Here is a 14,899-nt window from a genome sequence, read left to right as displayed (position 1 = left end):
GTTATATAGTTTCAACTTGTTTAGAATCTTCACCTACAGATTTGCGTTTTTGAGCAAATTCTGCTGTTGCTGTAAATAGTACATCGGTAGATGAGTTTAGGGCTGTCTCACAAGAGTCTTGCAGTACACCAATGATAAACCCGATTGCCACAACTTGCATAGCAACATCATTAGATATCCCAAATAAACTACAAGCTAATGGGATAAGTAATAGTGACCCACCAGCAACTCCCGAAGCACCTGCAGCAGATATAGCAGATAATACAATTAGTATGACCGCTGTAAATATATCTACTTGTATCCCGAGCGTATGAACAGCTGCAAGAGTTAAGACAGAAATTGTAACTGCTGCCCCACCCATATTTATATTCCCGCCTAATGGGATAGAGATAGAATACGTGTTTTTATCAAGGTTTAATTTTTCACATAGTCTCATATTTACAGGGATATTTGCCGCTGAACTCCGTGTAAAGAATGCTGTAATTCCACTCTCCCTTAAACAAGTTAAAACAAGGGGGTATGGGTTTTTACGGATATTTACATAAACGATAATAGGGTTAATAACTAATGCTACAAAAAACATGGATCCTAGTAAAACTAACAGTAGCTTTCCATATCCAGCTAGAGAAGATAATCCGCTTGTTACAATTGCTTCAAATACAAGTCCCATTATTCCAAGAGGAGCTAAATTAATTACCCATTTAACTACTGTAGATATTGCACTTGAGAAATTCTCAATCATTTTTTTAGTTGATTCTGCTGCACCTCGTAATGCAATCCCGAAAAGAATTGCCCATGTAAGAATTCCGATGTAATTGGCGTTCATTAATGCGTTCACTGGATTATCCACGATATTAAATAAAATGTTTTCTAATACTTCTATAATTCCACTTGGTGGTGTCAAATCACTGGCTTCAGATGATAAAGTTAAACTAACAGGAAAAAGAAAGCTTGCTAGTACTCCGACTAAACCTGCCAAAAATGTTCCAATCGCATATAAAGCAAGTATCGTCTTCATATTTGTTTTATTTCCTTTTTTATGCCCAGATATAGCATGAATTACAAGAATAAAGACTAACATTGGTGCTATAGCTTTTAATGCACCTACAAATAAGTTTCCAAAGATGGAAATCCAACTAGCTCCATTTGGTACGAGTAAAGCTAATATTATACCTAACAAAAGACCAATGAGTATGCGTTTAACAAGACTAATTTCATTCCATTTTATAAGTGCTTTTTTCATTTTTTTTACCTCCGTTTTTAAAATTCTAAAACCTTGAATTAAACCATCCAACCCTCACTTTCTATATAAATTTATAGAAGTATGATCATAGGTGTTTTACAAAAATAAAAAAAACATACACATCCCAATAAAGGGACGAGTATGTTACCCGTGGTTCCACCCAACTTCCCATAAGTAAATGCACTTATGGCTCTATGCTTTAACGCAAGCAATACGGTACTGGATACTAAATTTCCCCAGTACAGCTCATAGGCGGTAAATTATTTTCCTGGTTTAGGAAGTTTCCAGCAATTCTTCCCTCTCTGGTAAACTGGTAAAATAATTCATGTCCTAATCATAGCTATTCATATATAACAAAAAAACATACACATCCCAACAAAGGGACGAGTATGTTTACCCGTGGTTCCACCCAACTTCCCATAAGTACGATTCCTTATGGCTTTGGTGCTATAACGCTAGCAGTAGCGGAATTGGTTAATAAATTTCCCAATCAGCTCCAAGGTGGTAAGTTATCTCTTCTAGTTAGGAAGCTTTCAGCAAATACTTCCCTCTCTGAGAACTGAATCAAAATAACCCATGTCCTTTTCATCGCTTTTCGTAAGTTCAATTTAAATTATAAACAATAATATAATGTTTAGTGAACTTTTTCAATACTTATTTGGATTTTTTCTACACATATTGTTTATTATTTAGTAATCTTTAGCCAAACTCGCTAAAACTTTAGCCACTTTTAGTAAATGTTTAGCCACTTTTCTATTAACTTTAGCCACTTTTGAGCAAACTTTAGCATCTTGCCTAGATAGTAGTAAATATTACACTTTCGAATAGAAATTACCATTTTAGGGAAATTAAAGAACAGTAACTATTCCAGACTTGAGGGATTTCTATGGTAAGAAGAATATTTCGTAAGACTAATTTCCAACATAAAGAAAATCAACAGAAACAGAATACCCTACAATCGAATTTAGATAGTAATATCGACTTGACTTTACAAAAACTGAAAAAACTTCTAGATGAACCAAATGATTTAGTCATAAGAGAAATTAAAATAGGTAAAAAAAGTACTACCAGCGCGATTATTTATATTAGTGGGTTAATAGATAGGCAGCTAGTACAAGATAGTATTTTAGTTAATTTACAGGATATAACGACTAACGAATCAGCTCCTGAGGAAAATAAGAAGTTGTTTAATCAAATACAACAATCCTTTATATCAATCACTGCAGTTGAAATCGGGCAGACCATGGATGATATTGCTAACGGAATTCTTGCCGGAAAGACTGTTTTTATGTTAGACGGGCAAGAAAAGGCATTATTAATGGATACAAAAGGTGGGGAAAGTCGATCCATTCAGCAACCAATCTCTGAGACAGTAGTACGTGGTCCTCGGACTGGATTTGTTGAAAACTTAGGAACGAATTTATCATTACTTAGGAGAGCAGTACAGACACAGGATTTACGATTTAAAGCACATCAGATTGGAAAGCGAAGTAAAAGAAGTTTAATCGTTGCCTATGTGGATGGAATTGTGAATCCGACAATTGCAGATGAAGTTAATCGACGAATTCAATCGATTGATATGGATGATGTTCAAGAATCAGGATTTATAGAACAATGGATTGAAGATAGTTTTCTGTCACCGTTTCCTCAACTCGATAATACCGAACGATCTGATAAAGCAGCCTCCGCCCTTATGCAGGGGAAAGTTGTTATATTATTAGACGGTACTCCATTTGTGTTAATAGCTCCAGTAGTATTGGGGGATATATTAAAATCTCCAGAAGATTACTACGAACGGTGGCTTATTGGTACATTCCTTAGAATACTCCGCTATTTTGCAGCAATAATCGCTTTGATATTGCCTGCATTATACATTTCATTGGTTACGATTCATCCTGGAATGTTACCTACTGATCTCGCACTTTCCATTGCAGCATCAAGAGAAGGGGTACCATTTCCACCAGTAGTTGAGGCATTTCTTATGGTGATCACGATGGAATTACTACAAGAGGCAGGTATTAGATTACCTACGCCAATTGGAACTACAATAGGGATTGTAGGAGGATTGGTAATTGGAGAAGCAGCAGTTTCTGCAGGTGTCGTAAGTCCGATCATGGTTATAATAATAGGACTCACGGCCATTGCAGCTTTTGCCAATCCGACATTTAGTATTGGGATTACGTTTCGTATTATTCGCTTTGGATTCATGCTAGCTGCATCTTTTTTTGGATTGTATGGGATTGTACTTGCTTATATTATGGTAAATATTCATCTAGTTAATTTGAGAAGTTTTGGAATACCTTATTCGACTCCATTTTCTCCAACATTCGTTGGGGACTGGAAAGATCTTATCGTTCGTGCACCAATGACAATGTTAACTGAGCGGCCGAGGTTCTTATCTCCAGAGGACTTGAAATCTGCTAAAAAGGGAGAAAAAAACTAGATGAAATCTTTTCAGTACGGGGATGAAAAAATAAGTAAAAATCAATTAATGCTTGCCATACCGTCCGTAATACTTGGAGTTGATATCCTGCAATTACCGAAGGATCTTGCTGTTGATATGGATGGAGCCGATGGGTGGATTGTTTTGATAGTAGGTGGGGCAATAAGTTTATTTCTTGTATGGATCATGACACGTCTAGCACTAAGATTTCCTAAACAAACTTTCTTTTCCTATGCAACGAGTATAGTGTCCAAAAAAGTTGCTATAGTACTAACTTTTTTATTTGCAGTTTTATTCATTGGTCTTGCTGCCTTCGATATCCGTGTTCTTGGCCATACTTCACAACAGTATCTGTTTGATAATACACCGGTAGAAGTAGTCAGTTTATCTTTTTTATTCGTTGTTGTCTATGCTATTTCCGGATCTCGCGCAGCTCTATTTCGATTAAATATGATGTTTTTTCCAATTATTATTACTGTTTTACTGTTTGTATTACTTGTAAATGTAAAATGGGTAGAGTTATCGAATTTAATGCCTGCTTTTCAGACTGATGTTAAGGGTTTTGGGGGTGGATTGAAGACAAGTGTCCTTGTTTATGGAGGATATAGTATTGTTCTATTTTATCTCGCGCTTGTTGACCAACCTAAAAAAGCATCAAAACATATGATGTTTGGTATGGTAACTCCCATTGTTCTATATTTATTAGTATATTTATTTTCTCTTATGATTTTTGGACGTACTGCTACGTCTCACTTGTTATATCCTACCATTGATTTAGCAAAACGAATTGAGATTCCTGGTGGAATATTAGAACGTGTGGAGGCTTTGTTCTTTATCGTCTGGACAATGGGGGTTTTTGCTGCAACCATAATAGCATTTGACGTTGCCATTTTAGCACTAAATTCCATATTTAAGCGTATGAAGAAAATCCATTTTGTACTTATATTAAGTCCGATTGTTTATTATTTAGCACTATTCCCGAAAGATATTAGCGAAGTCAATATGTTTGGTGAAATAATACGAAGCGCGATGGTGGCTTTTTCCTCCATTACAGTAGTTGCATTGTTCCTTATTGCTAAACTTAGGAAAGTTGGGGGGAATGATAATGCGAGTAAGTAAGAGTTTCTTCTCTTTATTGGCGTTAATTATGCTCACAGGGTGTTGGGATGCAGTAAATATTGAAGAAAGAGGCTTTATCTTAGGAATGGCAATTGATTTAGCCGAGGAAAAGGATGCAAATGGAAATTATCAATTATTGTTAACGAACCAATTTGCAGTACCGTCAGGCCTAGGTACGCCAAGTGGAGGTGGTGGGGGTAAAGGTTTCATGAATATTACAGAAAGTGGATACAGTATTTATTCGATGGCTCAAGATTTAGCAAATCAAACAAATAAATTACCCTTTTTTGAGCATTTAAAAGTAATAATTATCTCAAAAGAAGTTGCATCTAAACCACAACTTTTTGCAAATGTAATGGATGTTTTTATACGGAATAGAGATACCCGCCGGGGAATTAAAGTAATTATAGCAAAAGAAAAGGCAATGGATTTATTAAATATACAGCCTGAGATTGAAAAAATACCTATACGTTTCATCGATCGAATACTAGAAAATAGTCTGAAAAAGACAGGTGAAATGAAGCCAGTAAGAGTCGGTGATATTCATGAGTACTTACTAAACAAGAGTAGCTTTGTCTTGTCTGAAGTAAGCCCAAACGACACAAAAATCAACTTTGACGGGGGAGTAGTCTATAAAGGCGATTCTAGTAAAGTCGATGGAAGTTTAACATTAGATGAAATGCTAGGTTATGAATTGATTATAGGCGAAAAAGTGCGTGGACCAATTGAAGTAAACTATAATGATAAGTTAACAGTCTATTCGATCATAGCATCCAAAAGTAAGATTAAGATAGATGCGAAAGAACCTGAGAACATTACCATTAACGTTACGATTGAATTAGAGGGTGAAATGCAAGAAACTTTTGGAACGGTTTTATTGCAAAAAAAAGGAGTAATCCAAGAAATAGAGCAATTAGTAATAAAAAAGGTTGAAAAGCTTGTAAAGGATACAATTACTAAGGCACAGGAAGAACTCAAAGCAGATATATTTGGCTTTGGAGATAATTTAAATAAGTTTCATCATCATACATGGGAAAAAGTAAAAAAGATTGGGATAGAGGAGAGAACTCCTTTAGTAAAGCTAATGTTAATGTGAATATCAAAGCTAAAATTCGTTCAGACGGAGTAGTTGATAAGTCTAAGGAAACGGAGGAAACAGAATAAGATGTGGGACGTCCTTTTTGGCCTTTTACCAAAGAATTTAATTATCATTTGTACAATTTTAGCTTTTCTAGTTCCATATGGCGTTTATAAAATTAATCAAAAGTTACATGAAGCTGGTGATCCTCCTTGGAAAAAGGACATGAATAAAAATGAATGAACGTATAATAAAAAAGCACTAATAGGTGCTTTTTTTATGTTGATAAGCGAAGGGGTTTAGTTGGTTGACATAATCTTTAGCTAGTTTTGGGGAAACTTTAGCAACTTTGACGTAAACTTTAGCAACTTTGAGCCAATCTTTAGCAAGTTTAAAGCAATCTTTAGCATCTCACTTCTTCACCTCAATTTTTCTGAAACTTTACATAGTCATTTTTCGTATAAATAAGTGTGATTAATTAAGAGAGCGGGTGTGTAAATTGAGTATTATCAAACGATTAAGAGATATTATAGCAAGTAATTACTACGCAAAATTAGAGCAATCAAAAGATCCAGAAAAAGAGGTAAACCTGTTTATAAGAGAAATGGAAAGGGATCTACGGGAAATAAAGGCAGAAACAGATGCTGCAACTGCAAATATGGAACGAATTAGGAGAAACCTATATGAAATTCAGTCCGAGATGGATAAAATGGACCGTTTTGCCAGAAAGTCTTTAGAATCTGGCGATGAGCTGAGGGCAAGAAGATTTTTAGAAGAAAAAGTAATTCTGAAACCTAAAAAAGTAAAACTAGAAAAACAATATGAGCTAACATCTATTCAATTAGACCAATTGAGATTAGCTCAAGACAAACTTGCTCAAGATGTTGCAGAGCTCTCCGATGAGCGTGATAGATTAGTTAATAGATTAGCAATTGCTAAGAGTAAACAGAAGACAAATCAAGTAGGTAAAAGTCAATCAAACGTTTGTTTAACTGCATTTGATGAGCTAGAAGAAAAGGCTAATAGGGCTTTAGCAGAAGCTGAAGCATTAGAAGAATTAAGAAAAGGTGTGGATTCTGACATAGATACTCTATTACCACAATATGATAAAAGTGTGGAAGTAGAGAAGGAAATTGACAGTTTAAGAAAGAAAGAATAATTGAAAGTAGTACTAATTAAGGGGTGATACGATGGTTATTCATTATAAATGTCCTAATTGTGGGGATGACATGGCATTTGATACGGAATCCGGAATGTTATCTTGTGCAAGTTGTGGACGAACAGATAATATAGAGGATTTTTCTGATGAATTTATTACGACGACATTTTCTGATGAGGAAGCGAAAGAGTATAATTGTAATAACTGTGGTGCTGCTGTCATTACTGATGCAGATACTTCGGCAACATCATGTAGTTTTTGTGGAGCTGCAGTCGTTTTAGCAGATCGAGTATCGGGAAGTTTGGCACCAGATAAAGTAATTCCATTTCAAATTAGTAAAGAACAGGCTATGGATGCTTTTAAAAAATGGTGTAAAAATGGTAGACTAACTCCAAAAGGATTTATGACAGCTGATCGAATTAAAAACATTACAGGCATTTATGTCCCATTCTGGCTATATGATCTACACAGTGAGGCTGATGTAAAAGCGAAGGCCACAAAAGTACGAACATATTCAAGAGGGGATTATATATACACCGAAACAAGTTATTATGATGTAGAACGGAAAATTGATTTAACGTTTCAAAAGGTGCCTGTTGATGCTTCAGAGAAGATGAATGATGAAATGATGGATAAATTAGAGCCTTATGACTACGGAAGTTTGAAAGACTTTAAAACTCCATATTTAGCAGGATATTTAGCTGAAAAATATAATTATACAAATAAAGATTTATTCCCAAGAGTAAAATCCAAGGTTAATCAATATGTAGATCAATACATTCGTTCAACTATAAACGGTTATACATCGTATCATTATGAAAATAAACATGTAAATACAGAAGAAAGAAAAGCCTACTACTGTTTACTCCCTGTTTGGATGGTATATTATGATTTTGATAAGCAAGAACATACTTTTGCAATGAACGGGGTTAATGGAAAAGTTGTAGGAAAACCACCACTAAGTATGCAGAAAGTGATGGCTTGGTTTAGTGGAATAGCTGCAACAACTTTTGTTGTATTAAAGGCTATCACCATACTAGTCGGGGGTGACTTGTGGTGAGAACTAAATTACGAGGTATTACAATAGCAATTTTAACGACTATTATTATGTTTAGTTTTCAGCCAACTGTTTTAGCAAATGACGGAAAACAACGTATTTTTGATGAAGCGGAGTTGTTAACAGATAACGAGGTACAACAGTTAGAGCAACTAACCTATGAACATAGTAAAAAGCATGAAATAGACTTCATTATCGTTACGACGCCAAAAGCTGGTAAAGATATTAAAAAGTTTGTTCAAGACTATTATGATGATAATGCACCGGGATACGATAAACCACATGGAAACGCAGTAATATTTGCGATAGATATGGATGACGCGGTGAGAGAATTTTATCTAGCAGGTTTTTATAAGGGTAAAAAATATATAGATGATACCCGTATAAACCATATTATTTCTAAAATAACTCCCTACTTGAAGGATGGAAATTATTACACTGCATTTGCAACGTTAATTGAAACAGGTTCAGAATATGCAGAGTATGTCCCAGGTATTGATCCAGAAGGCTTTTACATGCAAACGTGGTTCCACTTATTGGCTGCCATAGTGATTGCTGGTGGAATCGTCTTTTTTATGGCATATAATTCAGGTGGAAAAGTAACCGTGAATGAACGAACATATACAGGAGACTTCCGAGTAATTCATAGAAAAGATAGATTTATTACGAAAAGTGTAACAAGACGTAGAAAACCGAAAAATAATAGCAGTGGAGGCGGCGGAGGAATTACTGGCGGAGGACATTCTCATAGCGGTGGCCGTGGAAGCTTTTAATAAAATATGCATTTTAAATAAGAACTGGAAAGGGTGCTGTACATGTCTTTTTTTAGAAATCAATTTGCAGATGTCATTGAATGGGATGAATTTCGTGATGATATGATTTTTTGGAAGTGGAGTAATAAGGAGATTAAGAAAGGTAGTAGGCTAATTATCCGTCCTGGACAGGATGCTATTTTCCTATATAACGGAAAAGTCGAAGGGATTTTTAAAGATGAAGGGGATTATAATATTGAATCGGAAATTATCCCTTTTCTGTCCACATTAAAAGGCTTTAAATTTGGATTTAATAGTGGATTACGGGTTGAGGTAATCTTTGTGAATACGAAGAGCTTCAATGTAAAATGGGGAACGAGAAACGCCATTAATATCCCTGCGCCAAGTCTGCCAGGTGGAATGCCAATTAGGGCAAATGGCACGTTTGAATTTAAGGTGAATAATTATATTACATTGATTGATAATATTGCTGGCGTGAAAAGTCGTTATTTAGTAGATGACGTGAAAATTCGTATAACTTCTATATTAGATCAATTACTCATGAAGTGGATTACCCGAGAAGGAAAAGATATGTTTAACTTACAAGCAAATGGTTTTGAAATTTCCCGAGGTATTCGCGAAGATTTAGATATGGAAATTCATGATATGGGTATGACACTGACGAACTTTAGTGTCGGTAGCTTTAACTATCCGAAAGAGATTCAAGAAATGATTAATAAAAATGCTTCCCATGGTATGGTTGGGGATGTGTCTAGATATCAGCAAATCTCTATGACTGATGCGATGGCTTCTGGTAAGTTACAAGGATCTAATACTGCTAGTGATATGGCTGGCATGATGATGGGGATGACCATGGCCAATAAAATGATGGAAAATATGAATAAAGGTAGCTCTTCAAATGAAGGCCAGAATAAACAATCTGGACCATCACAGCCAAAACAGAATGAGCCATCACATAATGATTCAGCGAATCAATCGAAAAAGGTTCCTAATTTCTGTCCAAACTGTGGTCAAAAGACAAATGGGGCTAACTTCTGTTCGAATTGTGGTCAGAAATTAGTGTAATAAAGGAATAATCTATCTAATCTAAGGCAGCATGTGAAGATAGGTGTACATCATATAGATTAATATTTTTTTAAAATAAGCTTCCTCGTTGTACCTAATGAGGAAGCTTGTTTAGGATTTATAAGTAATAATCCATTAGTAGTAATGAATATATTATCGTTGTCTAATTCTAGCTACGCTCCGATATCTTGTTTTTTGATTAGTAATTTTGTTAATCTGTCCACATAAACACCCACCACCAGATACCTTTTTTGCAACTACTTTTCTTGGAGAAGTAGAATTGAGTTTAACAAGCGGTTTTCCTTTCAAATATTTCACACACCTTTCCTCTAATTAAGAATTTACAATGTAATTACGTTAATTTCCTTTGAAAAACATCGATTTCTTAGTATATCTTTAATATCGATTATTGTTCCCTCACCGTCAGAAAAAAAGTTTTGATAAGCGACTATCCCCTTGTCGCGATATTCTTGATGAGGCACTGCTACAATAAGGATATTTACTTCTTCTAATTCTTTCCATTCATATAATTTAATACCATGTTCGTTAAATAGAGTTGTAGAATCGATATAAGGATCATGTGAATAGATATCTAAACCGGAATCTAATAACTTTTTGGCAATTTCAATAGATTTTGAATTTCGAATATCGGGCACATTTTCTTTAAATGTTAGTCCTAAAAGTCCAATCTTTACCTCTTCTTTGTTCAGGTTGCGCTTTCTTATTTCATCCCAAACTAGGTCAACAATAACATCAGACATACGCTCATTTAACCGACGTGCTAATTCAATTAGTTCTGGCTTATATCCTTCTATAGTTGATTTATATATAAAGTAATAAGGATCAACACCAATACAATGTCCCCCCACTAGGCCTGGATTAAATGGAATAAAGTTCCACTTCGTTTTTGCTGCTTCTAATACATCGTATGTGTTAATTCCCATTTGTCTAAAGATTAAGGACAGTTCGTTCATCAATGCTATATTAAAATCTCTTTGTGTGTTTTCTACTAATTTGGAAGCTTCTGCAACTTTAATAGAACTAGCTTTATAGACTTGGGCGTGGATAACACTTTGGTATAGTAAAAATATCTCTTCAAGCGTGTTATTATCTTGAGCTGCAACAACTTTATTCGTATTGAAGAAGGTGTGTGTTTTATCACCAGGGTTAATTCTTTCTGGGGAATACCCTATATGAAATTCCTTTCCACATTTTAGGTTTGAATTTTCTTCTAATATGGGAATACAGACTTCTTCAGTCGTTCCTGGATAGACAGTAGATTCATAAATAACAATCGTATCCTTTTTCATATTTTTTCCAATTACTGTTGAAGCTTGAGAAAGATATGAAAGATCGGGTTTGTTATTAACGTTTAATGGGGTTGGTACCGTTACAATAATAACATCACAAGAATTTAGCTCTTTCTCATCGGTAGTGAAGTTTATGGCAGCATCTACAAGTTCTTCTTTAGATACTTCATTGGTTGCATCAATAGATTTTTTTAGAGAAGTAATTCTCTCTTGGTTTATATCATATCCAATAACTTGGTATCTTTTAGAAAACCCTAGTGAAACTGGTAAACCTACATAACCAAGACCAACTACTCCAATAACCGGTAAATCCTCTTTTGTTAAGTTTTCTAAATCTCCGTTTATTGTTACTAATCTTGTTCTCATCGATAATACTCCTTCTATTATTTACGAGCTAATATTTTATATGAATGAAATCTCTTGACTGTTCCAATTCAGTAATAAAAAAGGCTGATTTACTAGGGTGTATGTTGATTTTTAAATCATCCTGATTATCCGCCGTTCCCCTAGTAATTTTGTTCCAATACATATATATGGATTTATTAGTTTAAAGGAGGGAGTAAATGATTCCGTTAATTGATTTAAAAAAACAATATGGGGCTATTCAAGAAGATATAGTGGAAGCAATTAGAGAGGTTTTAGACAACGGTCAGTATATTCTTGGCACAAAGGTAGAAGCATTAGAAGAAACAATTGCAAAACGATTAGGTGTGAAACATGCGATAGCTGTTGGTAACGGAACAGATGCACTTGTTCTAACTTTAGATGCATTTGGTATCGGAGAAGGGGATGAAGTGATTACTACACCATTTACTTTTTTTGCTACATCTGAAGCTATTTCTAGAGTTGGTGCAACACCAGTATTTGTAGATATTGATCCTCTCACCTATCAAATTAATCCTGATAAAATCTATGAAAAAGTTACCGACCGTACAAAAGCAATCATCCCAGTTCATTTATTTGGTCAGCCAGCTGATTTGAATAGCATTATTGAAATTGCAGAGAAGGAAAATCTTATAGTAATCGAAGATGCATGCCAGGCATTTGGAGCAACTTATGATGGAAAAGAAGTGGGTAGTATTGGCGATGCCGGTTGTTTTTCTTTTTTTCCTACAAAAAATCTCGGGACAATTGGGGATGGTGGATTAATTGTAACTTCTAATGACGATATTGCGAAAAAGCTACGTAAGTTACGTGTACACGGTAGCAGAAAAAAATACTTCCATGAAGATATTGGTTATAACAGTAGACTAGATGAAATACATGCAGCGATATTACTTGTTTGTTTAAAAGAAATCGATGATTGGAGTAGAAATAGGATTAACCTAGCTAATTATTATTTTACTGAACTAATGGATGTTGAAGCTATTACATTACCAGTGGTACTGCCACAGTGCATCCACGTCTTTCATCTATTTTGTATTCGTTCAAAGAGAAGACAAGAGATAATGGATGCACTTGAAAAAGCTGGTATTCAAGCTGGTATATATTATCCTCAATGCCTTCATCTTCAGAAGGTGTATGAGCATTTAGGTTATTCTACGGGAGATTTTCCGGTAGCAGAAATAGTCTCGAATGAGATTTTCGCTATTCCAATGCATCCTTTTTTAACAAATGTGGATCAAGATAGAGTTATTGCTGTTATTAAAAAGGTTTGTGAAAAGGAATGACAATTACTATTGGTTTAATCGGATGTGGGTATATTGCTAGAAAACATTTAAATTCTATTTCTATTGTAAAAGATATGAAGTTAACTGCCGTGAGTGATTTAGATTCATGTAGGATGATTGATGCAGTACAAATTTATAGTCAATTGTCAGGGATACAACAACCAGAAGTAAAATTATACACTGATTATGAAGCATTATTATTAGATAAAACAATCGATGTGGTTGTGATAGCGACATCCTCCAATGCGCATGCACAAATAGCAATGCGTGCATTGGCCCATGACAAGCATGTCATTCTAGAAAAGCCATTTGCCCTTTCGACAAGGGATGCTGTACAACTAATAGAACGATCTATTTCGTGCAATAAGCATGTTTTGGTATGTCATCAGTTACGTTATCGTCCTGTTTTCCAATTACTGAAGAAAGTAATTGATGAAGGTCTACTCGGAGAACTATATTATGGCGTAGTATCTATCCGTATACACCGTCCAAAGAAATACTACAGTGAGTCTAACTGGAAAGGAACTTGGGATAAAGATGGTGGTATGCTATTGAACCAAGGGATACATGTAATAGACTTATTAGTTTGGTACATGGGGGAAATTAAGGCGGTATACGGTAATATTTCAAACAAACTGGATATAAAGGAAACGGAAGATGTTGCTTTAGGTATTCTTACGTTTGATAATCAAGCAACAGGTATCGTTGAAGCTAATACAATTACACAGCCTAATAATATTGGTTATTCTATATCAATTTTTGGTGAAAAAGGAACAATATCAATTGAGGGACCGAATTTAAATGAAATTCAACGTTGTTACATTCCAAATTCGAACTATAATAATAAATTAGACGAAATTTTAGAGGATCATAATGAACATGTTTACATGTATCAAAATTTTATAAAGGTATTAAATAAAGAAGAAATGTTATATACAGATATTAAAGAAGTATACCCTACGTTAATGACTATTTTTGGTATCTATCGGTCTTCCGCATTAACTAAAAGGATAAACCTGCCTTTAGAAACCTTTTCAACAATGGAAATGAAGGAGGAAAAGAATGATTCATGAAACAGCAATAATAGGAACAAATACTGAAATAGGTTCGTTTGTGAAAATTGAAAAGAACGTTATTATTGGTAATAATGTCTCCATTGGGAACTTTGTCGTTATAAAAGAAGGGACTAGAATTGGAGACAGTGTGAAAATTGGAGATTTAACTATTTTAGGTAAATCTCCAGAATCGAATAGTAAGATGGCAAGAAAACCAGAAATAACATTGTCGGTATTATCAATTGGGGATGAAGTTAAGATTGGCTGTAATACTGTACTTTATAGAGGAACAACAATTCACAAAGGTGTTTTTATAGGTGATTTAGCTAGCATTCGGGAAAAGGTAGTAGTAGATGAAGAAAGTATAATTGGTAGAAATGCCATAATTGAGACCAATACAATGATTGGAAAAAGGGTAACTGTTCAAACAGGTTCATATATTACTGCTGACATGATTATAGAAGATGATGTTTTTATCGGACCATGTTGCTCTACTTCCAATGATAAGTATATGGGAACAGGTAAATATAGTCACCAAGGCCCTATAATTAAATATGGTGCCAAAATAGGAAATAATGCAACCCTCTTGCCTGGTATTACAATTGGAAGGAATGCAATGGTTGGTGCAGGTGCTGTTGTTACAAAAGACGTACAGGAAAATCAAGTAGTAGTTGGTAATCCGGCAAGATCGATATTAAGTAGTGAATAGTAATGAACCCCCTTTCTAGTATAGTTAGTCAGGGGGTTCTGTATTTATTAGTTAAAGGAATAATAGACCATATTTGTGTTGATTCTCCATAACTTTCTATACTTCTTTTATTGCATTCTACTACAATAAGGTAGCTCCTTACGTTTAGTATCAAATTGATAGGCTCAACTAGTTTAAAAATAATGAAATTAACCCTGTAAATTAGCACATTTAAAAGC

The 14,899-nt window shown here is 34.7% G+C and carries 13 protein-coding genes and 2 other annotated features; of the genes, 10 read left to right on the top strand and 3 right to left on the bottom strand.

Annotated elements, in window-relative coordinates; all coding sequences use genetic code 11:
• Position 1: 1 nt before the first annotated feature.
• Positions 2–1,243, bottom strand: coding sequence for a serine/threonine transporter SstT (sstT, locus tag IEV35_RS09865; RefSeq protein WP_188384487.1), 1,242 nt, complete (start codon positions 1,241–1,243; stop codon positions 2–4).
• Between the two features lie 128 nt (positions 1,244–1,371).
• Positions 1,372–1,590, bottom strand: a binding site (T-box leader).
• A gap of 29 nt (positions 1,591–1,619) precedes the next feature.
• Positions 1,620–1,841 (bottom strand) — a binding site (T-box leader).
• Between the two features lie 288 nt (positions 1,842–2,129).
• Here sstT and IEV35_RS09860 point away from each other — a divergent pair.
• From IEV35_RS09860 to IEV35_RS09825, 7 genes are all read left to right on the top strand, one after another.
• The gene (locus tag IEV35_RS09860; protein WP_188384486.1) at positions 2,130–3,686 is read left to right on the top strand and encodes a spore germination protein; all 1,557 of its coding nucleotides are present in this window, start codon (positions 2,130–2,132) and stop codon (positions 3,684–3,686) included.
• Positions 3,687–4,805 (top strand): GerAB/ArcD/ProY family transporter, encoded by a 1,119-nt coding sequence (locus tag IEV35_RS09855; RefSeq protein ID WP_188384485.1) that lies wholly within the window; start codon positions 3,687–3,689, stop codon positions 4,803–4,805.
• The gene (locus IEV35_RS09850) at positions 4,792–5,901 is read left to right on the top strand and encodes a Ger(x)C family spore germination protein (RefSeq protein WP_188384484.1); all 1,110 of its coding nucleotides are present in this window, start codon (positions 4,792–4,794) and stop codon (positions 5,899–5,901) included. The genes IEV35_RS09855 and IEV35_RS09850 overlap by 14 nt, the downstream gene beginning before the upstream one ends.
• A 481-nt stretch (positions 5,902–6,382) precedes the next feature.
• Positions 6,383–7,042 (top strand): PspA/IM30 family protein, encoded by a 660-nt coding sequence (locus tag IEV35_RS09840; RefSeq protein WP_188384482.1) that lies wholly within the window; start codon positions 6,383–6,385, stop codon positions 7,040–7,042.
• Between the two features lie 31 nt (positions 7,043–7,073).
• Positions 7,074–8,102 (top strand): TFIIB-type zinc ribbon-containing protein, encoded by a 1,029-nt coding sequence (locus tag IEV35_RS09835; RefSeq protein ID WP_188384481.1) that lies wholly within the window; start codon positions 7,074–7,076, stop codon positions 8,100–8,102.
• The gene (locus IEV35_RS09830; RefSeq protein WP_188384480.1) at positions 8,099–8,872 is read left to right on the top strand and encodes a TPM domain-containing protein; all 774 of its coding nucleotides are present in this window, start codon (positions 8,099–8,101) and stop codon (positions 8,870–8,872) included. Before IEV35_RS09835 ends, IEV35_RS09830 begins: the two co-directional genes overlap by 4 nt.
• A gap of 42 nt (positions 8,873–8,914) precedes the next feature.
• The gene (locus IEV35_RS09825) at positions 8,915–9,937 is read left to right on the top strand and encodes an SPFH domain-containing protein (RefSeq protein ID WP_188384479.1); all 1,023 of its coding nucleotides are present in this window, start codon (positions 8,915–8,917) and stop codon (positions 9,935–9,937) included.
• A 153-nt stretch (positions 9,938–10,090) separates the two neighbouring features.
• Here the strand turns inward: IEV35_RS09825 and IEV35_RS09820 are convergent, their stop codons facing one another.
• Together IEV35_RS09820 and IEV35_RS09815 are read right to left on the bottom strand one after the other, a co-directional pair.
• Entirely contained in the window at positions 10,091–10,255 is a 165-nt protein-coding gene (locus IEV35_RS09820) for a hypothetical protein (protein ID WP_188384478.1), read from the bottom strand.
• Positions 10,256–10,278: 23 nt separating this feature from the next.
• Positions 10,279–11,613 carry a nucleotide sugar dehydrogenase gene (locus IEV35_RS09815; RefSeq protein WP_188384477.1) on the bottom strand — a complete coding sequence of 445 codons (1,335 nt, stop codon included), beginning with the start codon at positions 11,611–11,613 and terminating at the stop codon, positions 10,279–10,281.
• Between the two features lie 197 nt (positions 11,614–11,810).
• Between IEV35_RS09815 and IEV35_RS09810 the strand changes: the two genes are divergently transcribed.
• From IEV35_RS09810 to IEV35_RS09800, 3 genes are read left to right on the top strand one after another with little or no spacing between them, the layout of a single operon-like run.
• On the top strand, positions 11,811–12,917 hold the full coding sequence (locus tag IEV35_RS09810) for a DegT/DnrJ/EryC1/StrS family aminotransferase (RefSeq protein ID WP_188384476.1): 1,107 nt from the start codon (positions 11,811–11,813) through the stop codon (positions 12,915–12,917).
• On the top strand, positions 12,914–13,990 hold the full coding sequence (locus tag IEV35_RS09805) for a Gfo/Idh/MocA family protein (protein ID WP_188384475.1): 1,077 nt from the start codon (positions 12,914–12,916) through the stop codon (positions 13,988–13,990). Before IEV35_RS09810 ends, IEV35_RS09805 begins: the two co-directional genes overlap by 4 nt.
• Positions 13,980–14,681: an N-acetyltransferase gene (locus IEV35_RS09800; protein ID WP_188384474.1), complete on the top strand. Its 702-nt coding sequence runs from the start codon at positions 13,980–13,982 to the stop codon at positions 14,679–14,681. The genes IEV35_RS09805 and IEV35_RS09800 overlap by 11 nt, the downstream gene beginning before the upstream one ends.
• The last annotated feature ends 218 nt before the right edge of the window (positions 14,682–14,899 follow it).

The sequence above is a fragment of the Ornithinibacillus halotolerans genome (assembly GCF_014637405.1).
Lineage (GTDB): Bacteria > Bacillota > Bacilli > Bacillales > Amphibacillaceae > Ornithinibacillus > Ornithinibacillus halotolerans.
The sequence above is the reverse complement of the archived record's forward strand: the minus strand, read 5'-3'. Positions and strand labels throughout refer to the sequence as shown.